The sequence below is a fragment of the Pseudarthrobacter arbutini genome, from assembly GCF_054510915.1.
The window spans coordinates 24,231-48,574 of sequence record NZ_JBTNDQ010000005.1 but is presented as its reverse complement, the minus strand read 5'-3'; the positions used below and the strand labels follow the sequence as shown (position 1 = coordinate 48,574).

23 protein-coding genes and 1 tRNA gene are annotated in these 24,344 nt (G+C 65.5%); 7 read left to right on the top strand and 17 right to left on the bottom strand.

The genetic code is table 11. The annotated features are described in order from the left end of the window. Window positions 1-15: 15 nt before the first annotated feature. The gene (locus tag ACX80V_RS07065; protein ID WP_200950669.1) at window positions 16-1,407 is read right to left on the bottom strand and encodes a class II 3-deoxy-7-phosphoheptulonate synthase; all 1,392 of its coding nucleotides are present in this window, start codon (window positions 1,405-1,407) and stop codon (window positions 16-18) included. Between the two features lie 71 nt (window positions 1,408-1,478). Further along, window positions 1,479-2,258, bottom strand: a complete 780-nt coding sequence (locus ACX80V_RS07060; protein WP_485842542.1) for a lysophospholipid acyltransferase family protein — start codon at window positions 2,256-2,258, stop codon at window positions 1,479-1,481. Between the two features lie 111 nt (window positions 2,259-2,369). Here ACX80V_RS07060 and ACX80V_RS07055 point away from each other — a divergent pair, with 111 nt between their 5' ends. Genes ACX80V_RS07055 through ACX80V_RS07045 form a run of 3 tightly spaced genes read left to right on the top strand, consistent with a single transcriptional unit; the run spans window position 2,370 to window position 4,622 of the window. Continuing rightward, a complete protein-coding gene (locus tag ACX80V_RS07055) occupies window positions 2,370-3,191 on the top strand; it encodes an alpha/beta hydrolase (RefSeq protein ID WP_485842541.1) in 822 nt (273 codons plus the stop codon). Continuing rightward, entirely contained in the window at window positions 3,188-3,982 is a 795-nt protein-coding gene (locus ACX80V_RS07050; protein ID WP_485842540.1) for an alpha/beta hydrolase, read from the top strand. The genes ACX80V_RS07055 and ACX80V_RS07050 overlap by 4 nt, the downstream gene beginning before the upstream one ends. After that, window positions 3,975-4,622 (top strand): hypothetical protein, encoded by a 648-nt coding sequence (locus tag ACX80V_RS07045; protein WP_485842539.1) that lies wholly within the window; start codon window positions 3,975-3,977, stop codon window positions 4,620-4,622. The genes ACX80V_RS07050 and ACX80V_RS07045 overlap by 8 nt, the downstream gene beginning before the upstream one ends. A gap of 10 nt (window positions 4,623-4,632) precedes the next feature. On the opposite strand, the gene ACX80V_RS07040 is transcribed toward ACX80V_RS07045, so the two are convergent. Beyond that, window positions 4,633-5,721 (bottom strand): ROK family glucokinase, encoded by a 1,089-nt coding sequence (locus ACX80V_RS07040; protein ID WP_485842538.1) that lies wholly within the window; start codon window positions 5,719-5,721, stop codon window positions 4,633-4,635. Between the two features lie 178 nt (window positions 5,722-5,899). On the opposite strand from ACX80V_RS07040, the gene ACX80V_RS07035 reads away from it, so the two are divergent. Further along, on the top strand, window positions 5,900-7,708 hold the full coding sequence (locus ACX80V_RS07035) for an AMP-dependent synthetase/ligase (RefSeq protein ID WP_485842537.1): 1,809 nt from the start codon (window positions 5,900-5,902) through the stop codon (window positions 7,706-7,708). Window positions 7,709-7,805: 97 nt separating this feature from the next. On the opposite strand, the gene ACX80V_RS07030 is transcribed toward ACX80V_RS07035, so the two are convergent. Beyond that, entirely contained in the window at window positions 7,806-11,201 is a 3,396-nt protein-coding gene (locus tag ACX80V_RS07030; RefSeq protein WP_485842536.1) for a pyruvate carboxylase, read from the bottom strand. A gap of 301 nt (window positions 11,202-11,502) precedes the next feature. On the opposite strand from ACX80V_RS07030, the gene ACX80V_RS07025 reads away from it, so the two are divergent. Then, on the top strand, window positions 11,503-12,324 hold the full coding sequence (locus ACX80V_RS07025; protein ID WP_485842535.1) for a ParA family protein: 822 nt from the start codon (window positions 11,503-11,505) through the stop codon (window positions 12,322-12,324). A 92-nt stretch (window positions 12,325-12,416) separates the two neighbouring features. Here the strand turns inward: ACX80V_RS07025 and ACX80V_RS07020 are convergent, their stop codons facing one another. The 5 genes from ACX80V_RS07020 to gcvH form a co-directional block, all read right to left on the bottom strand. After that, window positions 12,417-13,013 (bottom strand): MerR family transcriptional regulator, encoded by a 597-nt coding sequence (locus ACX80V_RS07020; RefSeq protein ID WP_058929403.1) that lies wholly within the window; start codon window positions 13,011-13,013, stop codon window positions 12,417-12,419. Between the two features lie 238 nt (window positions 13,014-13,251). Then, window positions 13,252-13,755: a bifunctional nuclease family protein gene (locus ACX80V_RS07015; RefSeq protein WP_056342311.1), complete on the bottom strand. Its 504-nt coding sequence runs from the start codon at window positions 13,753-13,755 to the stop codon at window positions 13,252-13,254. After that, on the bottom strand, window positions 13,755-14,471 hold the full coding sequence (gene ftsR, locus ACX80V_RS07010) for a transcriptional regulator FtsR (RefSeq protein ID WP_056342316.1): 717 nt from the start codon (window positions 14,469-14,471) through the stop codon (window positions 13,755-13,757). The genes ACX80V_RS07015 and ftsR overlap by 1 nt, the downstream gene beginning before the upstream one ends. 23 nt (window positions 14,472-14,494) lie before the next feature. Beyond that, window positions 14,495-14,971, bottom strand: a complete 477-nt coding sequence (locus ACX80V_RS07005) for an FHA domain-containing protein (RefSeq protein ID WP_485842534.1) — start codon at window positions 14,969-14,971, stop codon at window positions 14,495-14,497. Window positions 14,972-15,116: 145 nt separating this feature from the next. Beyond that, complete coding sequence (gcvH, locus tag ACX80V_RS07000) at window positions 15,117-15,503, bottom strand: glycine cleavage system protein GcvH (RefSeq protein ID WP_058929405.1); 387 nt, start codon at window positions 15,501-15,503, stop codon at window positions 15,117-15,119. A gap of 118 nt (window positions 15,504-15,621) precedes the next feature. Between gcvH and ACX80V_RS06995 the strand changes: the two genes are divergently transcribed. After that, window positions 15,622-16,239 carry a hypothetical protein gene (locus ACX80V_RS06995; protein ID WP_485842533.1) on the top strand — a complete coding sequence of 206 codons (618 nt, stop codon included), beginning with the start codon at window positions 15,622-15,624 and terminating at the stop codon, window positions 16,237-16,239. 3 nt (window positions 16,240-16,242) lie between these two features. Continuing rightward, on the top strand, window positions 16,243-17,112 hold the full coding sequence (locus tag ACX80V_RS06990; protein WP_485842532.1) for an Fpg/Nei family DNA glycosylase: 870 nt from the start codon (window positions 16,243-16,245) through the stop codon (window positions 17,110-17,112). Window positions 17,113-17,190: 78 nt separating this feature from the next. On the opposite strand, the gene ACX80V_RS06985 is transcribed toward ACX80V_RS06990, so the two are convergent. The 8 genes from ACX80V_RS06985 to ACX80V_RS06950 all read right to left on the bottom strand — a co-directional run bounded on the left by ACX80V_RS06985 (window position 17,191) and on the right by ACX80V_RS06950 (window position 24,340). Further along, window positions 17,191-17,267, bottom strand: a tRNA-Pro gene (locus ACX80V_RS06985). A 147-nt stretch (window positions 17,268-17,414) separates the two neighbouring features. After that, window positions 17,415-18,965, bottom strand: coding sequence for a ribosome biogenesis GTPase Der (gene der / locus ACX80V_RS06980; protein WP_058929407.1), 1,551 nt, complete (start codon window positions 18,963-18,965; stop codon window positions 17,415-17,417). A 10-nt stretch (window positions 18,966-18,975) separates the two neighbouring features. Then, window positions 18,976-19,656: a lysophospholipid acyltransferase family protein gene (locus tag ACX80V_RS06975; protein WP_485842693.1), complete on the bottom strand. Its 681-nt coding sequence runs from the start codon at window positions 19,654-19,656 to the stop codon at window positions 18,976-18,978. A gap of 31 nt (window positions 19,657-19,687) precedes the next feature. After that, window positions 19,688-20,401: a (d)CMP kinase gene (gene cmk, locus ACX80V_RS06970; protein ID WP_058929408.1), complete on the bottom strand. Its 714-nt coding sequence runs from the start codon at window positions 20,399-20,401 to the stop codon at window positions 19,688-19,690. Next, complete coding sequence (locus tag ACX80V_RS06965) at window positions 20,401-21,510, bottom strand: prephenate dehydrogenase (RefSeq protein WP_485842531.1); 1,110 nt, start codon at window positions 21,508-21,510, stop codon at window positions 20,401-20,403. The genes cmk and ACX80V_RS06965 overlap by 1 nt, the downstream gene beginning before the upstream one ends. Before the next feature lie 3 nt (window positions 21,511-21,513). Beyond that, a complete protein-coding gene (locus tag ACX80V_RS06960; protein ID WP_485842530.1) occupies window positions 21,514-22,758 on the bottom strand; it encodes a pseudouridine synthase in 1,245 nt (414 codons plus the stop codon). Window positions 22,759-22,868: 110 nt separating this feature from the next. Next, window positions 22,869-23,492: an SMC-Scp complex subunit ScpB gene (gene scpB / locus ACX80V_RS06955; RefSeq protein ID WP_058932704.1), complete on the bottom strand. Its 624-nt coding sequence runs from the start codon at window positions 23,490-23,492 to the stop codon at window positions 22,869-22,871. A gap of 35 nt (window positions 23,493-23,527) precedes the next feature. Further along, the gene (locus tag ACX80V_RS06950; protein WP_485842529.1) at window positions 23,528-24,340 is read right to left on the bottom strand and encodes a segregation and condensation protein A; all 813 of its coding nucleotides are present in this window, start codon (window positions 24,338-24,340) and stop codon (window positions 23,528-23,530) included. Window positions 24,341-24,344 lie beyond the last annotated feature (4 nt).

Genomic DNA, 24,344 nt, shown 5'->3' with positions numbered 1-24,344 from the left:
CTCCGCGTAGAGCGCTCAGTGCTTGGCCAGTGCTCCGGCCACCAGGAACGCCATTTCCAGGGACTGCATGTGGTTCAGGCGCGGATCGCAGACCGACTCGTACTTGTCGAGGAACGCTTCCTGGTCCACCGGATCGGCACCGCCCAGGCATTCGGCGACGTCGTCACCGGTCATCTCCACGTGGAGGCCACCGGGAACCGTGCCCAAAGCATGGTGGACTTCGAAGAACCCGCGTACTTCGTCAATGACGTCGTCGAAGTTCCGGGTCTTGTAGCCGTTGGGCGAGGTGACGGTGTTGCCGTGCATCGGATCGGTGACCCAGAGAACCTTGGCGCCGGAGGCGGTCACCTTCTCCACAATGGCGGGAAGCTTCCCGCGGATATTGCCCGCGCCCATACGCGTGATGAACGTCAGCCTGCCCGGCTCCCGCTCGGGATCCAGCTTGTCGATGAGGCGGAGGGCGTCGTCGCCGGTTGTCGACGGGCCCAGCTTCACGCCAATGGGGTTCCGGACGCGTGAGAGGAAGTCAACGTGCGCGTGGTCAAGCTCGCGCGTACGCTCCCCGATCCAGAGGAAATGCGCCGAGGTGTCATACGGGAAACCCGTCCGCGAATCGATGCGGGTCAGTGCGCGCTCGTAGTCCAGCAGCAGGGCCTCGTGGCTGGCGAAGAATTCCACTCGCTTGAGTGCTTCGAAATCAGCCCCGCAGGACGCCATGAACTTGATGGCGCGGTCGATGTCACGGGCCAGGGATTCGTAACGGGCGTGCGCCGGGTTTTCGGTGAAGCCCTTGTTCCACTGGTGCACGGAGCGGAGGTCCGCGAAGCCGCCCTGTGTGAAGGCCCTGATGAGGTTCAGGGTGGAGGCGGACGTGTGGTAGGCCTTGAGCATCCGGGCGGCGTCATGGCCACGGGACTCGGGAGTGAACTCGTAGCCGTTGACGATGTCGCCGCGGTACGCCGGGAGGGTCACGCCGTCGCGGGTCTCGTCGTTGGAAGAGCGGGGCTTGGCGAACTGGCCGGCCATTCGGCCCATCTTGATGACTGGCATCGCTGCGCCGTAGGTGAGCACCACTGCCATCTGGAGGATGGTCTTGACCCGGGCGCTGATCTTATCCGCTGTTGCCGCTTCAAAGGTCTCAGCACAGTCGCCACCTTGCAGCAGGAAGGCTTTGCCCTCCGCTGCAGCCGCCAGCCGTTCCCGGAGAACGTCCACTTCGCCGGCGAAAACCAGCGGCGGGAGCACGGAAAGCTCCCCGACAGACGCGTCGAAAACGTCCTTGTCCTGCCAGCTGGGCTGCTGGGAAACGGGAAGGTCACGCCAATCATCGAGGCCAGGATAATTGGCTGCTCCGCTCTGGGCGGTGCTGGACAGCGAAAAGGCAGGTTTTGCAGATAGCTCAGTCACTATCTAAGACTAATGTGCGCGGCTGGCTTCAGGACACCTGACCGTCACGCGTACCGAGAGCGGCGTCACAGTCAGCCCGCTGCCGGGTCCTTACCCTCGGCATCAGTGCCCTCAGCACCGCCGTCAGGATCGGCGCGTTTCGCGGTGGCGCCCCCAGCCTCGGTGGCTGCTGCGCCCGTAAGGCGGAGCTTCACCACGGCGGCGTACTCGTCCACGTACTCCTGGCCGGATAGCCGCATCAGCTCGAACATGATTTCGTCGGTGACCTTGCGCTGGACCAGCCGGTCCTCCGCCTGGTCTGCGTACTGGCTGAAATCCAAGGGCGCACCGAAAATCATGCCGATGCGCCGGATGTTCGGCATCCGCTTGCCGATGGGCTGAACCTTGTCCGTGCCGATCATGGCCACGGGAATCACGGGCACACCAGCCTGCAGGGCCAGCTTGGCGACGCCCACTTTGCCCCGGTAGAGGCGAGCGTCGGGGCTGCGGGTCCCTTCAGGGTAGATGCCCAGCAGTCCCCCGCTTATCAGGACATCCATGCCGGCGTTGAGCGAAACAGCCGATGCCGCGCCCCCGGACCTGTCCATGGGCAGCTGGTTGGTGAGCCTGAAGAACATGGCCGTCAGCCTGCCTTTGATGCCTGAGCCGGTGAAGTACTCGGACTTGGCCAGGAAAACAACCGGCCTGCGGACCATCAGCGGCATAAAGATGGAGTCGGAGAAAGACAGGTGGTTTGAGGCGATAATTGCCGCGCCCTGCGCTGGAACATTGTCCAGACCCTTGACCCAGGGGCGGAAAAGGAGCCGCAGCACCGGCCCCAGGAAGATCCTCTTCATGACCCAATAGAACACGTGACGAACCTCTCCGGAAGCCGGCCGGCCGGCCCTTCGTCGGGCCGGGCGGGCACTCCCGTGCAACCCTACTCTAGTGAGATTTGTCGAGAACAATGACACGATGGTGTTATGACAGAAAGCAGCATCGCGCCCCGGCCTGCCGCTTTCAGCTACCCCGGCCACGGACCCAATGCCACTACCGGGATTGCAATCTGCCATGGCTTTACCGGCAGCCCGCTCAGCGTCCTGCCCTGGGCAGAGGACCTCGCCGCCCAAGGATTCGCCGTGTCGGTGCCGCTCCTGCCCGGCCACGGTACGGATTGGCGGCAGCTCGCCCGCTCGAACTGGCGTGACTGGTACGGGACTTTCGAATCGGCGTACCTGCAGCTGAGCGCCCGGACAGAGCAGTGTTTTGTGGCCGGCCTCTCGATGGGCGGCGCCATTGCGCTGCTGACTGCCGCCAGGCATCCCGTGGCTGGCGTCTCTTTGGTGAATCCCGGACTCAGCTTCTACGACCGCCGCGTGCGGGTCATCGGAGTTCTCAAGTACTTCCAGCGCACCACGCTGCCCATTCAGGAGGAACAGCCGACGGCGGACGTCACCAATGACGGCGACTACTCACGGACTCCGTTGGCAGCCGTGCACGAGCTCAAGAAGCTTTTCGGCACAGCCACCCGCGGGCTACACCAGGTCACCGCCCCGGTGCAGGTATTCAAGTCCCAGTCGGACGTCGTGGTGCCGGCCACCTCACTCCTGATGTTGCGGCAGCGTTTGGGCCCCCGGCTGGTGGAGGTAGTGGACCTGCACAACAGCGGTCACGTGGCCACCCTGGATGTTGATGCGCCCGAGATTTTTGCCCGTTCCAGCGCCTTCTTCCTTGCCAATACACCCAGCACTGCACCGTCAGCCCGAACCGCGGCCACACCTCACACCACCTCGGAGACTTCATGACCGGCGTACCGGACCACAGCCCTTTCAGCAGCACCGTCAACGGCGATGGAGCCCGGATCGGGGTGGTCCTCTCACACGGATTCACGGGCAGTCCGCACGGGCTGCGCGCGTGGGCCCAGTCGCTTGCCGACGCCGGCTTCGCCGTACGCATGCCGCTACTGCCCGGGCACGGCACCAGTTGGCAGGACCTTGCGCGCACGCGCTGGCCGCAGTGGCACGGCGCCCTGGACGACGCCTACCTGGAGTTGGACGCCCACTGCGACCACGTCTTCGTCGCCGGGCTGAGCATGGGCGGTGCCCTGGCCCTGAGAATTGCCGCCACCCGGCCCGTGGCCGGAGTGATCGTGGTGAACCCCGGACTGGTGATTGATGATCCCCGCGCTCCACTGGCCGGCATCCTGAAGCTGGTCCTGAAGAGCACCCCGGCCATTGCCAACGACATCCTCAAGCCCGGGATGGACGAGGGCGCCTACCCGCGAACGCCCGTAGCCGCGGCCCATGAGCTGAACAAGATGTTCAAGGACACCATCCGGCTGCTCCCCCGCATCACCGCGCCTGTCCGGGTCTTCCGGTCCACTGTGGACCACGTGGTTTCAGACACGAGTGTGGCAGCGCTGCGCCGCGGCCTGACCAACGCTCCGCTCACACTGACCACCCTGGAGAACAGCTACCACGTGGCAACACTGGATAACGACGCCGAGGAGATCTTCCAGGGGTCCGCCGACTTCATCCGGGCGGTGGTTGCCGGCACGGCAGCAGCCCAGGTCCAGGAGGGCACCGCCCATGAATAGGCCCGACTCCGGCTCGCCGGACCAGAGCGCAAACCAGGACGATGCTGTGTGGCTGGACCTCGTGGCCCGGCTCGAAGAGAAACCTGCCACCCCTACCGGCACAGCGGACCCGGGCATCGCCGCCTCCCCGGGCCCTGACGCCACGGGCACTGACCCTGAAACTCCTGGTCCGGCCGGCCCGGAGGCCGTGGCCGGGTCCGGCAGGTCCGCGACGTTCCGCGACTTTGATCCGCTGGGTCTGGCGGGAACAGCCCCCACCGAACTGTCCGCAGCCGAACGGCAGGCGGCGACGCCGGGCGCTGGTGACGGCGGGCAGGTCGACGCCGGCGAGGGGACCGGCGGTTACGGCCAGGGCGGCACCGCCGCCTTCGGCCCGCGTGACTATGCCGCGGAGGACGACGCCGGGGACTTCGTTCCGGAGGAACCGCCAAGCCTTGCCGGGACGGATCCCCTGACCATGCTTGCCTGGCTTGGCGCAATTGGTGCGCCCCTTGCCTTGCTGCTGGCCGTCATGTTCTGGCGGTCCGCGCCGCTGCTGGCGATTGTGGGCATAGTGGCGGTGTTCATCCTTGCCGTGGTTTACCTCATCATGAAGCTGCCCCAGGAAAAAGACGAGAACGACGACGGCGCCCGCGTCTGAAGTGCGTCCGTCACCGCATGCGGCTGCTGACGCGGGACAGGTCGGCTGCGCCGATAAGACCCGCGTTGGGTCCGAGCGCTGCCAGCTCGATGCCGGCCGCCGGACGGAACCCGCGGCCGGTAAGGTTCCGCGCGAATGCTTTACGGGCAGGCTCCACCAGCAGGTCCCCTGCCGAGCAAAGTCCCCCGCCGATCACAAACAGCCCCGGATCCAATGAGGCCGCGAGGTTCGCCAATCCCAGGCCCAGCCATTCGCCCACTTCATCCAGGAGTTCGCGGCAGGCCGCATCGCCGGCGAGTGCCAGCTCGGTAACAATCGCCCCGGTGATCTGCTCCGCGTCACCGCCGACAGTGGCCAGCAGTTCCTGCGCTACCGGCGAATTGGCACGCGCCAGAATCCTCGCTTCCCGGCCCAGGGCGTTGCCCGACGCGTACTGCTCCCAGCAGCCCCGGTTGCCGCACTCGCAACGCTGCCCTCCGGGCATGATGATCTGGTGGCCGAATTCGCCGGCGACACCAAACCGGCCGCGCTCCACCCGCCCGTCCATCACCATGGCGCCGCCGATGCCGGTCCCGAGGGTGATGCACACCAGCCTGTCCTCGCCCTGGCCCGCACCAAAGCGCCATTCCGCCCAGGCCGCGGCGTCGGCGTCGTTCGTCAGCAGCACAGGCCGGCGCAGCAGCCGCTGCAGGTTTGCGCGCAACGGCTCGTTGCGCCAGGCGAGGTGCGGACTGAAAAGCACGGTTCCGCCGTCCAGATCCATCCAACCGGCCGCACCGATGCCTACTGACCAGACCCTGTGACCGGCTCCGAGTTCGTCCACGAGCTCTACGATGACCTGCTCTACTGCACGCGGGTCGCTGCCGGGGGTGGACCGCCGGGCCTCGCTCAGGATCCTTCCGTCGGCGTCCACCACGCCGGCGGCGACCTTGGTGCCGCCGATGTCGATGCCGATTGCCAGCCCCTTGCGCCCGAGCCGCAGGTGCTCGCGGAACGTTTCCACCTGCCGGGGCCGGGCCCTCAAGGCCAGCGGCCGCCGCCGCCAGGGAGCCGGGCGTCGGGGCGGAGCGGCTGGCTCGCGGGGGGGCGTTTCGTACATAGTGCTTCATTCTAGGGCGCACCGGGCGGGCAGCGCCGGAGGCCGGGCCCATGGCTTCCCCCCTCCTCTTTGACTCATATGTTACTGGCCAGTAGGTTTGTTTCTGCACGGCCACGTCCCAGGCGTATTAGTCTTTAGGCATACCCTGTGCGGGTCTATGGATATCAAAGGAGCTATAGTGCGCGAATTCAGTGTTCCGCCCCTGGTTGTTGTCCCACCGGAAACCAACATCACCGATCTCTTGCTTCGGCAGGCAGCCAAGCCCAGCAACCCTGCGCTCTTCTCGCGGCTGGACTCCGCAGGCGCCTGGCGGGACGTCACCGCCACAGACTTCCTGGCGGACGTCTCAGCCCTTGCGAAGGGCCTGATGGCCAGCGGCGTGGGAGCCGGAGACCGGGTGGGGATCATGTCCCGCACGCGCTACGAGTGGGCCCTCATCGACTTCGCCATCTGGTTCGCCGGTGCCGTCTCAGTGCCCATCTACGAGACCTCATCGCCGTCGCAGGTTGCCTGGAACCTCGGTGACTCCGGTGCAGTGGCCGCCTTCGGCGAGGCTGCCCACCACGAGGACATCATCCGGCAGGCGGCCACCTCGGAAGGCCTCACCGCCCTCCAGCACGTCTGGCAGCTCGAAGGTGGCGGACTGGACGCCGTCCGTGAGGCCGGCCGGGACGTCAGCGACGCCGACCTTGAGGCCCGCCGCTCATCGGCGCGGCTCAGTGACATTGCCACGCTGATCTACACCTCCGGCACCACCGGCCGGCCCAAGGGCTGCGAGCTGACCCACGGCAACTTCGTTGAGCTGTCCGACAACGCCCTCGCACTGCTTGGCGACGTGGTCAACGAGCAGGCAAAAACCATCATGTTCCTGCCTTTGGCGCACGTCTTTGCCCGGTTCATTTCGGTGCTGGCCGTGGCCGCCGGGGCCACCGTGGCGCACACCCCCGACATCAAGAACCTGCTGGCTGACCTGCAGAGCTATCAGCCCACGTTCATCCTGGCCGTGCCGCGCGTCTTCGAAAAGGTGTACAACTCGGCCCTGACAAAGGCAGAGGACGGCGGCAAGGGTGCCATCTTCCACAAGGCCACGGAGACCGCCATCGCGTTCTCCAAAGCCCGCCAGGCCGGGCACGTTGGCCTGGGGCTGAAACTCAAGCACACAGTGTTCGACAAACTCGTTTACGGCAAGCTGCGCGCTGCGATGGGCGGGAACGTGGCCCATGCTGTGTCCGGCGGCGGTCCGCTCGGCGAACGGCTGGGCCACTTCTTCCAGGGCATCGGCCTGCAGATCCTTGAAGGGTATGGCCTGACCGAGACCACCGCCCCGATTTCGGTCAACACGCCGGCCTTGATCAAGATCGGTTCCGTGGGGAAGCCCCTGCCGGGCAACTCCGTCAGGATCGCCGAAGACGGCGAGATCCTGGCCAAGGGCGTCTGTGTGATGCGCGGCTACTACAAGCGCGATGACCTGATGGCGGATACGTTTGCCGATGACTGGTTCCGCACCGGCGACATCGGACGGCTCGACGAGAGCGGCTTCCTGTGGATCACCGGCCGCAAGAAGGAAATCATTGTCACGGCCGGCGGTAAGAACGTGGTTCCGGCCCTGCTGGAGGACCAGATCCGGGCGGATGCGCTGGTCTCCCAGGTCCTGGTGGTGGGTGACAACCGGCCGTTCATCGGCGCCCTGGTGACCCTGGACCAGGAGGCCCTGCCGGGCTGGCTCCAGCGGCACGGACTGCCGGCCACCACCACGCTCGACGAAGCCGTCGAGAACCCGGTGGTCAAGGCCGCCGTGCAGGACCTGATCACGCATGCCAACGCCTCGGTGTCGCAGGCGGAAGCCATCAAGTCATTCCGGATCGTCGCTTCGGACTTCACGGAAGCTTCCGGCCACCTGACGCCGTCCATGAAGGTGAAGCGGGCCCAGGTGATGAAGGACTTCGAGACAGTCATCGAGGAAATGTACGGCGCGCCGCGCGGCTAGCGGATATCCGTCCCAAGCAAACAACAACGCGGGGTCACTTCCCGCCCCTCCGATGCACTCGGATGGGCGGGAAGTGACCCCGCGTTGTTTGTAGGGTCTACTCGACGACCAGGAGGAGGTCCCCGCCCTGCACCTGCTCCACCGCTGAAATGGCGAGCCGCGAGACTTTGCCTGCCACCGGCGTCGTGATGGAAGCTTCCATCTTCATCGCTTCGATGGTGGCCACAGTGTCACCGGCGTTGACCGTGTCGCCGGCCTTGACGGTCACGGTGACGGCGCCGGCGAACGGTGCGGCGACGTGGCCGGGCTGGGCCGGGTCTGCCTTCTCGGCGGCCTTGACGTTGCTCACCACGGAGCGGTCACGGACCACAACGGGGCGGGACTGGCCGTTCAAGGTGCACATGACCGTGCGCATGCCTTTTTCATCGGGCTCGGAAACGGCTTCCAGCGAGGCGATCAGCCGGACACCCTTCTCCAGCTGGATCTCGTGCTCGGCGCCGCGCTGAAGGCCATAAAGGTAGTCGCGGGTGTCGAGGACGGAAATGTTGCCGTACGTCTCCACACTCTTGAGGTAATCCTTGGTGGGGCCCTCGAAGAGCAGGCGGTTCAGCGTGCTCTGGCGGGTCTTGGAATCACCCTGGAGCGCGGCGCTGTCCTCGGGGCTGAGGTCAACGTCGCGGACCTTGATGCTGCGGCCCTGGAGCGCCTTGGTGCGGAAAGGTTCCGGCCATCCTCCGGGCGGGTCGCCAAGTTCGCCGGACAGGAAGCCGATGACGGAGTCCGGGATGTCGTAGTTCTGCGGGTTTTCGTTGAAGTCCGCCGGATCTGCGTTGAGGCCCACGAGGTGCAGGGCGAGGTCGCCCACCACCTTGGACGACGGCGTGACCTTCACCAGGCGGCCCAGGATCCGGTCCGCCGCGGTGTACATGTCCTCGATCGCCTCGAAGCGCTCCCCCAGACCCAGCGCCATGGCCTGCTGGCGCAGGTTTGACAGCTGGCCGCCCGGGATTTCGTGCTGGTAGACGCGGCCGGTGGGGCCTGGCAGGCCTGACTCGAACGGCGCGTAGACGCGGCGCACGGCTTCCCAGTACGGCTCAAGGGAGCTGACTGCGTCAAGGCTCAAGCCGGTGTCACGCGGGGTGTGCGCCAGCGCCGCCACCAGGGCGGAGGCGGACGGCTGGCTGGTTGTCCCGGCCAGCGAAGCGGCGGCAACGTCAACAGCGTCCACGCCGGCGTCAACTGCCGCCAGCAGGGTGGCCAGCTGGCCGCCTGCCGTGTCATGCGTGTGGAGGTGGACCGGGAGGTCGAAGCGTTCGCGCAGTGCGGCAACGAGCTTGGCGGCCGCTGCCGGGCGGAGCAGCCCGGCCATGTCCTTGATGGCCAGGATGTGCGCGCCGGCATCCACAATCCGCTGGGCCAGTTCCAGGTAGTAGTCCAGCGTGTACAGCTTCTCGTCCGGGTTCAGCATGTCGCCGGTGTAACACAGTGCTACCTCGGCTACCGCAGTGCCGGTGGCCCGGACGGCGCGGATGGCCGGGGCCATCTGGTTCACGTCGTTCAGGGCATCGAAGATGCGGAAAATATCGATACCGGTGGCAGCGGCCTCGTTGACGAAAGCCACCGTCACCTCTTCCGGGTACGGCGTGTAGCCCACCGTGTTCCGGCCACGCAGCAGCATCTGCAGGCAGACGTTGGGCAGCGCCTTCCGCAGGGCGGCCAGGCGGTCCCAGGGGTCCTCGCCGAGGAAGCGCAGGGCCACATCGTAGGTGGCGCCGCCCCAGGCCTCAACGGACAGGAGTTCCGGCAGGAGGGCTGTGACCGCGGGGCCGGCGGCCACGAGGTCGCGGGTACGCACGCGGGTGGCCAGCAGGGACTGGTGGGCATCGCGGAAGGTGGTGTCGGTGACGGCCACGGCGGTCTGCTCACGCAGGGCCTTGGCGAAGCCTTCGGGGCCAAGCTCCAGGAGGCGCTGGCGCGATCCCGGCGCTGCCTGCTGGTCCCCAACGGCCGGGAGTTTGGCGGCCGGATCCGAGTGCACGGTCAGCTCGCCGTTGGGCTTGTTGACCGTGACTTCGGCCAGCCAGGTCAGGAGCTTGGTGCCGCGGTCGGCGGAGACCCGGGCCTTCAGCAGCTGCGGACGCTCGTCGATGAAGTTCGTGGCCACGTTGCCGGCAACGAAGTCGGCGTCGTCGAGCACGGCCTGGAGGAAGGAAATGTTGGTGGACACACCACGGATGCGGAACTCCGCGAGGGCCCTGCGGGCGCGGGCCACGGCGGCCGGGTAGTCGCGGCCGCGGCAGCTCAGCTTCACGAGCATGGAATCGAAGTGCGGGCTGATTTCGGCACCCGAGTACACAGTGCCGCCGTCGAGCCTTACACCGGCGCCGCCGGCGGAGCGGTAGCCAGTGATCTTCCCGACGTCGGGCCGGAACCCGTTGGCCGGGTCCTCGGTGGTGATGCGGCACTGCAGCGCTGCGCCCTTAAGCTGAACCGTCTCCTGGGAGAGGCCGAGGTCCGCGAGGGTCTCGCCGGAAGCGATCCGAAGCTGTGCCTGCACCAGGTCAACGTCCGTCACTTCCTCAGTGACGGTGTGTTCGACCTGGATGCGGGGGTTCATTTCGATGAAGACGTGCTGGCCGGCGCGTTCGCCGACGGTGTCCACCAGGAACTCCACGGTTCCGGCGTTGACGTAGTTCAGGGCCTTGGCGAACTTCACCGCGTCACGGTATAGGGCCTGGCGGATGCCTTCGTCCAGGTTGGGCGCTGGGGCGATCTCAATGACTTTCTGGTGACGGCGCTGGATGGAGCAGTCACGTTCGAAGAGGTGGATGACGTTACCCTCGGCGTCGGCCAGGATCTGCACCTCGATGTGGCGCGGGCGGAGCACCGCCTGCTCCAGGAACATGGTGGGGTCACCGAATGCCGCATCGGCTTCGCGCATGGCGGCCTGCAGGGCCTCGGGAAGGGCTTCCCTCGTGTCGACGCGGCGCATGCCACGTCCGCCGCCGCCGGCGACGGCCTTGGCGAAGATGGGGAAACCGATCTCGTCGGCTGCCGCGATCAGCTCATCCATGTCCTTCGAGGGTTCACTCGATTTCAAGACCGGAACACCGGCCTCACGGGCAGCCTTCAGTGCTGCCACCTTGTTGCCGGCCAGCTCAAGCACCTCAGCCGGCGGGCCAACGAAGGTGATGCCCGCTTCCTGGGCGGCGCGGGCCAGATCGGGGTTTTCCGAAAGAAAGCCGTAGCCGGGGTAGATGGCGTCGGCGCCGGACTCCTTGGCGACACGGACTACCTCGGCAACATCCAGGTAGGCCCGGACGGGATGCCCCACTTCGCCGATCAGATATGCCTCATCGGCCTTCTGGCGGTGGATCGAGTTTCGGTCCTCATTGGGGAAGACAGCAACGGTCTTAGCGCCCAGCTCGTAGCTGGCACGGAAGGCCCTGATCGCGATTTCGCCGCGGTTGGCCACCAGAATCTTGGAAAACATAATTCTCCTGCATCATTGCGGGTGTATCGGTAAGTGGTCACAGTGTCTAAGACCCGCGCTTAGAAATACAAATCATTGTGGCCACAGTCACAGAAGCTTCCGTCATGTCCCGCGTGCATCGACAGAGGCTGGCAGAACCGGCCACCCATACCATCGCCGTGCCATGCCGCGTCCCCATAAGACGGGATTCACCGGCGCAGCCACATATGATGAGTAAGGCGGCTCGAGCCGCCGGCTTCGGCAGTGCCGGAGCAAACATTACCCCCAACACGGCAGCCGGCGTTAGGTTTTGGTCTCACAAGTGCAAGTAGTCAGCATCAGCAGCCTCAAGGGCGGAGTCGGCAAGACGTCCGTCACCACAGGATTGGCGTCTGCGGCGCTTGCCGCGGGCATCCCCACACTGGTGGTGGACCTCGATCCCCATGCGGACGCGACCACTGCTCTGGGGGTCCAGGCCGGCGACCAGCTGGACATCGGCAGGATGCTCAAGAGCCCCCGCCGGGCCAAACTGGCAGACAATGTCGCGGGCAGCTCCTGGACGGCACGGGCGCATGCCAACGGATCCGGACCGGCCGTGCTGGACGTCGCCGTGGGTTCGGCGTACACCGGCATCTACGACCGCCCGGACCTTGGCCGTCGGGACCTCCGCAGGCTTTCCGCGGTCCTGGCTGGCGCCGACCGCTACGAGCTGGTCCTCATTGACTGCCCGCCGTCGCTGAACGGGCTGACCCGGATGGCCTGGTCCGCGAGTGACAAGGTGGCGCTCGTGGCCGAGCCGGGACTGTTCTCGGTGGCGGGAACGGAACGGACCATGCGCGCCATCCAGCTGTTCAAGCAGGAATTCGCGCCGAACCTGTCCCCCGCAGGCATTGTGGCCAACCGCGTGCGCACGGGTTCCTCCGAACACACTTATCGGCTCGCGGAAATGGAAGCGATGTTCGGTGACCTCCTATTGAGCCCGCGCATCCCCGAACAGGCCAACTGGCAGCAGATCCAGGGTGCGGCCCACCCCGTACACCACTGGCCCGGCGAATCCGCGAAGACATCCGCTGCGTTGTTCGACGCCCTCCTGGTCAACCTCCTGGCGACCGGAAACGGCCTGCGAAACCGCACGCAGCGGTAGTCCGCGGGCTGCAGCCAAAGGCTCCGCGGACAACAAGAAGAGGCCACCCCCGCCGGGGGTGGCCTCTTCTGTTGTGTTGCGTCAGCCTGTTGTCAGCCGATCTTGCGCGCAGCGCGCCGCTTGCTCAGCTCGTCGTCGGGAAAGGACTGTTCGACGGCGTGTTCGCTCGGCAGGGAAGCCAGACTGCCCTCGACTTCGCGCCAAACCCGGCCCACGGCGATGCCGAAAACGCCTTGGCCACCCTGGACAAGATCGATGACCTCGTCAGCGGACGTGCATTCGTAGACACTCGCGCCGTCGCTCATGAGCGTGATCTGTGCCAGATCCTCCACGCCGCGTTCGCGCAGGTGTTCCACCGCCGTGCGGATCTGCTGAAGGGAAACGCCGGTATCCAGCAGCCGCTTGACTACCTTGAGGACCAGAATGTCCCGGAAGCCGTAGAGTCGCTGCGAGCCGGAGCCTGCGGCTCCGCGGACTGCGGGTTCAACAAGCCCGGTGCGTGCCCAGTAGTCCAGTTGGCGGTACGTGATGCCGGCAGCCTTGCAGGCCGTGGGGCCGCGGTAGCCGGCGTCCTCGTCCAGGACGGGAAGGTCTTCGGTAAACAGGAGGCCCTGGGCACCGCTCGCGGGCACAGCCACACCAGCCGTTGTGGGCTGTTTCAGCCCGCCTGCTTCGCCTTTGGGACTCACCTGGATCCTCCTTGTCATAAGCTCCCGGGGACCACTGCATCAGCCTGTGCACGCATGAAGTCCATGCATGTAATTTCGCGGGGGTCGTACTTTTACAGTGTGACTTGCGCGGCTGCTGTAAGCAATGGGAGCTTGATACCTTCGACGTTAGGCCCGCTGCGCCCCAAGGTCAAAGATCTAGGCCGCTTGGCGCAGGCGTGTCGGAACTTTCAGGCTCAACTTTAACCTTAACGTGACCTCAGCCGTCGAAGTCTTCGGGCTCCACGTCGTCCAGGAACTCACGGAAGCGCCGCAGTTCGCGCTCCTCGTCCACGGTGGGGCCCGGGTCAGTGTCCTCGCCCTCGTCATGCTCGGTGATACGGACTCCGGCTTCATCCATTACGGAGTCGGCACACCAGATGCGGCATTTGGCCCGCAACGCGATCGCGAGGGCGTCCGATGCCCGTGAGCTGACGGTAGTGCCGTTCTCGAACTGGAGCTGGCCATAAAAGATGTTGTCCTCAACGGCCACAATGTTGACGCTGACAACCGAATGGCCCAGGGACTCCACCACGTCCACCAGGAGGTCGTGGGTCATCGGGCGCGGAGGCACTACCCCTTGCTGGGCCAGGGCGATGGCACTTGCCTCTGGAGTCCCGATCCAGATGGGCACGTGCCGTTCGCCGTGGATCTCGCGCAGCAGGACGAGCGGCTGGTTGGACGGCAGTTCGATACGAACGCCTACGATCTCCACTTCGATCATCAGATGTCCATACGTGAGATACGGTCCTGGACCAGGGCCCGGTGCAGGACCAGGCAGAGGTCGCTGATTTCGCGGGCCGCTTCAGCAGCCCGCGCCTGTGACGCAGAATCGCGCCGGGACGCGAGCGGCGCAACAGCGCGCTCCACGAGTCCGAATTCACGTTCCGCGGCGGCCTGGAACGGCCGCAGGTGGCGCGGCTCAAGGCCGTGGCTCTCCAGTTGCACGCAGGCACGGGCCACTTGGAGGGCGTGCTCGTCGAACTTGCCGTTGCTGTGGCTGATCAGCCCGAAGCTCAGCAGCGATTGGAGTAACGGAATGCTGGCGCCGGACTCGGTCCGCAGCTGTTCCTCGCTGAATTTCCGGCCGCGGTTCTGAAGCTCCACGGCCAATTCATCCGAAACGATCCGCGGCGAAACCACGACGCCGGGCGGCAGGTTCTCGGGCCGCTCTCCCCTGTCGATCGCATCAAGGTAGTCCTTGATGACTTTCAGTGGAAGGTACTGGTCCCGCTGCAGTGCCAGCACAAAACGGAGACGTTCGACGTCACTGTCCGAGTACTGCCGGTATCCGGCCGGAGTACGGCGCGGATTAATCAGTCCCTTTTCCTCGAGGAACCTGATTTTCGACGCGGTCATACCCGGAAAGTCGCCGCTGAGTTGCGCGAGGACTTCCCCGATGTTCAAAACTTGGGGCCCCCGGCGTTCCGGTTGTGCCATTGCCACAGGCAAGTGTCCCGGGATCAGGCGCGGCCTGCTGCGCGGGCAGGGCTCAGGTAGAAGGTGAGTCGGAACTTGCCGATCTGGACTTCGTTCCCGGACTTTAGCTCAACACTGTCCACGCGGTCGTGGTTGACGTAAGTGCCGTTGAGGCTGCCGGTATCCACCACTTCAAAGCTCCGCGCAGTGCGGCGGAACTCGACGTGGCGCCGCGAGACGGTGACGTCATCAAGGAAGATGTCGGCGTCAGGATGACGGCCGGCCGTAGTGGTATCCGTGTCAAGCAGGAAGCGGGCACCCGCGTTCGGACCGCTGTGGGCCACCAGGAGCGCGGAACCGGCCGGCAGCGCCTCCACGGATGAACGCTCGTCCGTAGACAGCTTGGGGGCGATGGTGGGTTCGTCGGAGACGGGGGTGAGATGGATCGAGGTGGTCTCCGAAGCCCTGGCCGCACCTGTGCCGTACTCGCCTTCGGCAGGGTCCTGTTCGTGGCCAACCATGGATTCCTCCTCTTTCGCTGCAGCTCTCACGCCTGCAATCAACTTTTGCCCTGACGGATCCGCCTCGCGGATCCGATGCCGGGCCCCGATCCGGCCACTGACGTGCGAAGACGCCCGTTGGCCGGCCCGGATGAACCCGTTAGCTTCAGCCTACCTGCTGTTCGTACTCGGATGCACTGAGCAAGGATTCCACAGCGTCCGCTTCTGCCAGCCGGATCTCGATCAGCCAGCCGTCGCCGTACGGATCGGAGTTGATCAAGGCCGAATCGGTATCGAGGGATTCGTTGCGTGCCACGACTTCGCCGCTGACCGGAGCATAGATGTCGCTGACGCTCTTGGTGGATTCGACTTCGCCCACGACTTCGTTTGCGGTGACTTTGGTGCCGGCTTCCGGCATCTGGGCATAGACAACATCTCCGAGTGCGTCCTGCGCGAAGTCGGTGATGCCCACCCGGACCACGCCGTCGGCGCCCGGTGCGGATACCCACTCGTGCTCGGCGGTGTAGGACAGGTCTTCGGGAATGTTGCTCATCAGGGGCCTTTCATCGGGTCAATCACCAATGTCAACGGGGCCTGGAAAACAAGCCGCCGCTGAAAGTATAGGCACAACTCCACGGGCGTTCGAGGAAGATTCTGACATGATGAGACGCATGAGATCACATGCACAGGAATCGCCCGCGAAAAAGGCGAACTGGGCTGCGCGGATCATCCTCGTTGCGGTGGTGCTGGTGGTCCTCGCTATCGCTTACTTTGCCTTTGCGGCCATCCTCCCGGTCTGGTGGGCGAAAGTTATCCGCAACCAGGTCCAGGGCAATCTTGGGGCGGGCATCCTGGTGGGGATGTTTTACGGGTTCGTTTTTACGTTCGTCCCCCTCTTGGTGGCCTGGCAGGCCACACGCAAATCCATGAGCTGGCCCTGGAAGCTGACCATCCTCGTTGCCGCTGTGGCTCTCGCGTCCCCGAATCTGCTGACCGCCGGGATCATGTTCGGCAGCTCGCAGGCCGCCCATAACGGACAGCGGATCCTTGGCACAGAGGCAACCTGGTTCCCGCTGTGGACACAGATCTCAGCCATCGCAGCCGCCGTCATTTTTGTGGTTGGCCTGATCCTGTGGAGGGTCTGGCGGCAGCGCGGCAAAAAGATGAAGGTGCTCAAGAAGGCAGGTGCCGAGCGTTCCTTGGCTGCGAAGGCAGCCACGGACTCCGCCGCCAGCTCACCTGTTCCTGAGGCGCCGGCCGCACCTGACAGCCAGGCTGACCGCAGGTAAACCATGCCGGAACTTCCCGAGGTTGCAGGCCTGGCCGGTTTCCTGGATGAGCACCTTCGCGGAGCGGTGGTGCGGAAGGTCCAGATCGTTTCGTTCGCCGTCCTGAAGACAGCGGATCCGCCGTTCACAGCGCTGGAGGGCTGCACCGTCGCCGGCGTGCGGCGGTTCGGAAAATTTGTCTGCATCGATACCGACGGGCCGTCGTTTGTCTTCCACCTCGCCCGGGCGGGGTGGGTCCGTTTCACGGACTCCCCCACGGATACCCAGCTCCGGATGGGGAAGGGCCACATCGCCATGCGCCTGGCATTCACCGGGCCGGACGGTGCCCATGGCATGGATCTCACGGAGGCGGGGACCAAAAAGAGCCTTGCCGTGTACGTGGTGCGAGACCCCCAGGATGTGCCGAGCGTCGCGGCACTCGGGCCGGACCCGTTCAGCGCAGCGTTCGACGCCGACATGCTGGCGGAGATTCTCGGCTCCACCTCCCAGCAGATCAAAGGCGTCCTGCGGAGCCAGAGCGTGATCGCGGGGATCGGGAACGCCTACAGCGACGAGATCCTGCATGCTGCGAGGATCTCCCCCTTTGCCACCGCCAAGTCCTTGGACCGTGGCACGGTGCAGGTGCTTTATGACGCCATCCAGAGCGTGCTCGGAACAGCCCTGGCCGAAGCCGAGGGCAAGCCGCCCAGCGAGCTCAAGGACGTCAAACGCAGCCACATGCGGGTCCATGCCCGCACCGGCGAGGCTTGCCCCGTGTGTGGTGACACGGTCCGGGAGGTGTCTTTCGCGGATACTTCCCTGCAGTACTGCCCCACCTGCCAGACCAAGGGAAAGATCCTGGCGGACCGTCGGACATCGAAGTTCCTGAAATAGGCCAGGCCGCGAAACATCCGAAAAGGACGGCACAAAACAGAAGCGTCCCGGAGAAAATTCTCCGGGACGCTTCTGTTTTGGTCGGGCTGACAGGATTTGAACCTGCGACCCCTTGACCCCCAGTCAAGTGCGCTACCAAGCTGCGCTACAGCCCGTTAGTTCCGCCGTTCTCCGCTGCGTTTACTCCTGATGTTAGCCAGGATTTCAACTCAGCAGTCCGGCCGAACCACCTTGAAAAGCTTACACGATTCCGGAGGGTGCAAGTGACACTTTGCCGCCTGCACGCCCCCGGTGTGGCCTAATTAACGCTTCTTGCCGCGCTTTTCGCGGACGCGCATGTTGACCTCGATGGGCGTGCCCTCGAAACCGAACGTTTCGCGGAGCCTGCGGGTGATGAAACGGCGGTAGCCCGGGTCCAGGAACCCGGTGGTGAACAGCACAAACTTCGGCGGCCGGCTGGACGCCTGTGTGCCGTACAGGATGCGCGGCTGCTTGCCGCCGCGGACCGGGTGCGGGTGCGCCGCCACAAGCTCGCCGAGGAAGGCATTGAGCTTGCCGGTGGGGATGCGCCGGTCCCAGTTCTCCAGGGCCAGGTCCAGGGCGGGGACCAGGCGGTCCTTGTGCCAGCCGGTCAGCGCGGAAATGTTGACCCGGGGCGCCCAGGCCACGTGGGCCAGGTCCTGTTCGATTTCGCGCTCCAGGTAGGTGCGGCGTTCGTCGTCGAGCAGGTCCCATTTGTTGAAGGCCAGCACCAGGGCGCGGCCCGACTCGATGGCCAGCTGCAGGATGCGGACGTCCTGCTCGCTGAGGACTTCATCAACGGCGAGAAGAACGACGGCGACCTCCGCCTTTTCGAGCGCGGCCTGCGTCCGGAGGGAGGCGTAGTAGTCGGCGCCCTGCGCCATGTGCTGGCGGCGGCGGATGCCTGCCGTGTCCACAAAGCGCCAGGTGCGGTCGCCGAGTTCAATGAACTCATCCACCGGATCACGCGTCGTGCCGGCGGTGTTGTCCACTACTACACGCTCGGAGCCTGCCAGCTTGTTCAGCAGTGATGACTTGCCCACATTCGGGCGGCCGATCAGTGCGATGCGGCGGGGTCCGCCCGAGCGTTCCAGGCCCTCAATCGTGGAGAACTCCGGCAGGGTGTCCATCACGTGGTCCAGGAGGTCGGCAACGCCGCGTCCGTGCAGGGCGGAAACGGGGTAAGGCTCGCCGAAGCCGAGGCCCCACAGGGTGGCGGAGTCCGCTTCCTGGGCGAAGTCGTCCACCTTGTTGGCCACCATGATGACCGGCTTCTTGCTGCGGCGGAGCATCTTCATAACGCCCTCGTCCGTCGCGGTGGCGCCCACCGCGGAGTCGACGACGAAGAGCACGGCGTCGGCCATTTCCACGGCCATTTCGGCCTGTTCGGCCACCCGGGCGTGGATGCCGCGGGCATCGTGCTCCCAGCCGCCGGTGTCCACCACGGTGAAGTTGCGCCCGTTCCAGTGTGCCGAGTACATCACCCGGTCCCGCGTTACGCCGGGAGTGTCCTCGACCACGGCTTCGCGGCGGCCCAGGATACGGTTCACAAGGGTGGATTTGCCCACGTTGGGACGGCCGATGATGGCAAGCACGGGATCGAGCTTGACCGGTCCGTCAAAGTCCTCGTCGTCGTAGTTCCCGCTCAGCAGGGCGGCGTCTTCCTCGTCGAGCTCGTAGTCGTCCAAGCCGGCGCGGAGCGACGCGGCACGCATCTCCGCTTCGTCGTCGTCGATGGCGGCCAGCCGCTCGGCCACCTGGTCCGTGCCGGTGGGCGTGTATTCATCTTCGCCGGCGCCGGAGTGGCTGGAGGTTTGAGTCGTATCGCTCATTGCACTTTCCTTAGTGGTCATCTGCCGGCGTCCCGGCTACTGCTGTGAAGTTCGTGCGGAAATCCGCGTGGGGCAAAGGCTGCCCACTGTGTTGGATGGTCTCCTGGACGTGCCCCGCAAGCGCAGCGCGGATTTCCATTCCCGCCCTGTCCATTGAAGCACGGCCCGTTTCGCCGGGGTTGCGGCTGAGGGTCAGTGCGTTGCCGAAGCTGACGTGGAACCGCCGCCCCGGCCTGGGTACCGTGTCGAGGTGTTCGTTGCCCGTCCGGGTGCCGAGGATGGCCACGGGAACCACGGCGGCGCCCGAGTTCAGCGCCAGCCAGGCCACCCCGTTGTTGATGTCTGTTGCCTGGCCGCTCCCCCGAGTTCCTTCCGGAAGAATCCCGATGCACCGGCCGGCGTCGAGCATGTTCTTGCCCAGCAGCAGCGCAGCCCGGTCCCCGGAGCGGTCAACCGGCAGCTGGCCGGAGGCCCGAAGGACCCGACCCAGCAAGCCCTTGAACATCTCCTTCTTGACCAGGATGTGCATGGGACGCGGCGACGCGCCGAACATCACCGGCCCGTCCAGGAAACTGATGTGGTTGCCGGCAAAAATCACCGGCCCGCCTGTAGGCACGTTGTCCCGGCCAGTGACGGACGTCCGGTACACCACGTGGTCCAGGAGCCAGCCGACGGGCCGGCTCCAGGTCATGGTCAGGCCGGAGGGAAGCCGCACGCCGAGGTCAGTCACGGTTAAGCACCTTCGTAACGATCACGAGCGCCGCGTCTACGGTCTCGGCGAAGTCCAGATCGGAAGAATCCAGGGTGACAACACCGTCGGCAGCCTGGGTGAAGTTCACCACCGTGGAATCCTTGGCGTCACGGTGGGTGACCTGGGCGGCGAGCTGCTCCGCATCCTGCGTGCCGCCCAACTGGATGCCGCGGCGGCGAAGCCGGGCCTCCTCACTGGCAGTCAGCAACATGCGGACTTCCGCACCCGGGGCCACGACGGTAGTGATGTCCCGGCCCTCCACCACGATGCGGCGGTGGTGCTTTTCAATAAGCTCACGCTGCCGGCGGATCAGTTCGGTCCGGGCACCCAGGGTGGTGGCCACCGCACTGACCGCCGAGGAAATTGCCGGTTCACGGATGGCGTCCGTGACGTCGGCGCCGTTCACGCGGACGTATTCCTCCCGCGGCGTGGTGCTCAGTTCCAGAATCAGGTCCCGGGAAGCCTGCTCCACGGCGGCGGCGTCACTGAGATCAATTCCGCTGGTGACGCAGAACCAGGTGAGGGCCCGGTACATGGCGCCGGTGTCCAGGTAGGCAAGGTGCAGCCGGCGGGCCACTTCCTTGCTCACGCTGGACTTGCCGGAGCCTGACGGCCCGTCGATGGCAACCACCAAAGGCCTGCCGACGCGCAAGGCCGGAAGGGTGTCAAGAAGTTCTTGTGTCATTACTGCAATACCCGCCATCCGCGGTCGTTGAGTGCTTCGATCAGATGGTCATGCTTGTTCGGCAGCACGGACAGTTCCACCATGCCCACGTTCTGGCCCGAGGAATGGTCCAGCCGAAGGTCCTCCACGTTCACGCCGATCTCACCGATTTCGGTGAGGAGCTGCGCGATCTGTCCCGGCCGGTCATCCACGAGGACCGTCAGCCAGGAGTAGGCCTGCGGCGGGCCACCGTGCTTGCCCGGAATACGGGCCTGCCCGGCATTGCCTTCGCTGATCAGCTGGGCCAGGTCAAGCCTGGCGCCCGGCGCCAACGGTTCCTCGAGCGTGCCGATGAGCCGGTTCAGGTCCTCGCGGACTCCGTAAAGGATCTCCACGACCTTCCCTGCGTTGCCGCCCAGGATCTGGACCCACAGCGTGGGATCGCTGGCGGCGATCCGCGTGACGTCCCGCAGGCCGTTGCCGGCGAGGGACAGCGCGTGAAGCGGCGTCCCCTGCAGCCGGCTGGCCAGCAGCGAGGACATGATCTGGGGCAGGTGCGACACCAAGGCCACAGCTTCGTCGTGTTCGTCGGCAGTGAACTGGGAAACCACAGCTCCCAGGTCCGTGGCCAGGGAACGCGCAGTCTGCACGGCAGCCGCGGATGACTCCGGGCCCGGACAAACCACCCACGGCATGGACGTGAAGAGCTCGCCGCGGGCCGCAACCGGCCCGGACTTTTCGCGCCCTGCCATCGGATGCGTGCCCACATAGCGGGCGAGGTCCGCGCCGCGGCCGCCCAACTCCGCCAGGATGGCGGCCTTGACGCTGGCGATGTCAACCACCACGGAATCCGGGTAGTCGGCAAGGGCACGGGCCACGACGTCGGCGGTCACGTCCGGCGGTGCTGCCACCACCACAAGCTCCGGCGCCCCGTCCCCGAGCTGGCCCAGGGGCTGGCCGGCACCGATGTCGACGGCCACCGCCTGGTTGGTCGGCGACGGGTCAGACAGGAACACGGGCACGCCGCGCCCACGCAGGCCCAGCCCGATGCTGGCACCGAGCAGGCCGGTGCCAATCACCACGACCGGCCCATTGAGGTGCCCCCGCCCGTGGGAGCGAAATGCGGACATGCCTCAGAGTCCTACGGATGCCAGCAGGTGGCCGACTTCCTGCTTGCCAAGGTTGCGGATGCTGCCCTGGCGCTGGTCGCCCAGGCCAATGGGACCCACCTTGACGCGCACCAGCCGCAGAACCGGGAACCCGACGGCGTCGAACAGGCGACGGACAATCCGGTTCTTGCCCGAGTGCAGGATCACTTCGATCAGCACGTGGCCCGGAGTGGAGTCCACCAGCTTGAAGGAGTCAACCGAGGCAAAACCATCCTCGAGTTCCACACCTTCCCGGAGCTGGGCGCCAACTCCCTGCGGGAACGGGCCGCGGACCTGGACCAGGTAGGTCTTGGGGACCTCATAGGACGGGTGGGTCAGCCGGTTGGCCAGTTCGCCGTCGTTCGTCAGCAGCAGCAGACCTTCGGTGGCGACGTCCAGCCGGCCCACGTGGAACAGGCGTTCGCCCTGGTGGGTCTTCCGCACAAAATCACTGATGCAGGGACGGCCATCGGGGTCTTCCATGGTGGACACCACGCCCTTGGGCTTGTTGAAGACCATGTACACGAGGTTTTCATCCAGCTGTATGCGCAGGCCATCAACGTGGATGACTGCTGTCTTGGGGTCCACGCGGACACCAAGCTCAGTGACAACCTGGCCGTCGACCTCTACTCGGCCTTCGGCGATCATCTCTTCGCAGACGCGACGCGAAGCCACGCCGGCCTGGGCCATAACCTTCTGCAGGCGCGTGCCATCGGCGTCGTGCATTTCCGACTGCTGAACGTCACCGCGGGGTCCACGCTTGCGGGCAGGCTTCCGCACGGGGCCAAGGTTCTGGCCAAACCGTTCGCTGCCGAAGGCGCGTGACGCGGCCGCCCCGGGCCTGCCGGTGCGCGGCTTGGGCTTGAGTGCGCCCGGGGTGCCGGGAGCCTTGTTGGCGCCCGGTTTGCGGGCAGCAGGCTTGCGCGCCGCTGTGCTGCCGGCCGGCTTCCAGTCGGAGGCACCGCGGCCGGCCGGTGACGATGCCGGGGCGTCGCCGGGATCCACAAATGGCTCCTCGCGAGGCCTCGGGGCCTTGTACGGCCGGTCGCCGCCGCCGAATCCGGCGTTACGCTTGCCTGCGCCGGCGCGGAATCCGCCGCCCGCCGCGCTGGGGCGGCCGCTGCCGCCCTGTGCAGGGTTACGGCTTGCGCCGCCCTGTCCGGCATTGCGTTCTGAACTGTTGCGTCCCGAACTGTTACGTGGTGAACCCTGGCGTCCCGCCTGTGTCATGACCCGTCCTTCGTTATTTGGCCCGCTGGTTGTCCAAGAACAACCCTAGCCAGCCATGCAGAAATTATCTGCCCTTATGAATATTCGTATGTGCATGCGGGATTTCCCGCCTACATTCTGTCGGCGTCGTAGAACTCCGCGATGCCCTCGAGCCCCGGAAGATGGGGTGAGAGCTGGGGCAGTTCCGCTGCGGAGCCGATTCCCATCCGTTCAAGGAAATACGACGTGGTCCGGTAGAGGATGGCTCCCGACTCAGGATCGTGTCCCGAATCTTCGATCAGCCCGCGCTGGGTCAATGTCCGTACGACAGAATCGACATTGACTCCTCGAATTGCAGACACCCGGGCCCTGGAGACAGGCTGGCGGTACGCGATGACAGCCAGTGTTTCCAAGGCCGCCTGCGTGAGCCTGGCCGTCTGACCCTCAAGCACAAACCGTCCGACGATCTCGGCAAAGTCTGCGCGGGAGTAGATCCGCCAGCCACCGGCGATGTTCCGCAATTCAAAACCCCGGGGGCTGGCGCTGAAACCAGCATCGCTGGCACGGTCCATGTCCGGGGCTTTAACAGTATAGCCGCTATACTCCCGCTGCAGTTCCGCCAGTAACTGCTCGACGACGGCGACGGTCAGGTTAAGCCCGGCCGCCAGCTCAGTAGCGCTGGCAGGTTGGTCCAGGACCATCAGGACCGCCTCGAGTGCAGCCTTGGCACCGCCGGGAAGATCCCGGACGTCCATTCCCGGCTCCGCCCCAGGCTCCGGAAGTTCTTGGCTCACGACATTTCCTCGTATTCTTCGCTTAGGTTTTCTGTTGTCCAGTCTCGGCCGTCTACGGTCCAGTGGACAGTGAGATCGCCTAGGGGCGACACCTGGTCGAAGGAGACTGCCCTGTCCCGGAACATCTCCAGCAACGCCAGGAACCTGGCCACCACTACGAGGGTGGAATCGGCGTCGGCGATCAACGCGCGGAAAGACAGGGGCTTCCCCAACTGGAGCCGGAGCCCCAGGATCTCGGCCTGTTCCTTCACGCTGACGGCACTGCCATGCAGGTGGGCAAGGCCCACCTCGGTGGGCCGCGGCGTCTTGTGCTTCAGGGCGGACTCGGCCAGGCGGGCGAACTGGTCCGGCGTGTGCTTCCACACCAGTTCCGGGAGCATGGCGGCAAAGTGCTCCTCCAAGGCAACCTGACGCGGAAACCGGCTGGCTTCCTGTTCCAGGGTTCCAGCCATCAGGGCTGCCACCTGTTTGAACGCCTTGTATTGAAGGAGCCTCGCAAAGAGGAGGTCCCGCGCTTCCAGCAGGGCGATATCCTCATCGTCCTCGACTTCGCCTGCGGGCAGGAGCCTCGCCGCCTTGAGGTCCAGGAGGGTGGCGGCGATGACCAGGAATTCACTGGCTTCATCCAGTGCCCATTCCTCGCCGAGCTTCTGGAGCTTCCTGATGTACTTGATGAACTCATCAGTGACGGTGGCAATGGCCACCTCGGTAATATCCAGCTGGTGCTTGGCGATCAGGCCCAGCAAAAGGTCGAACGGGCCGGTGAAGTTGGCCAGCCGCACCTCAAAGCCGGGTTTGGACTCGGCCACGGCG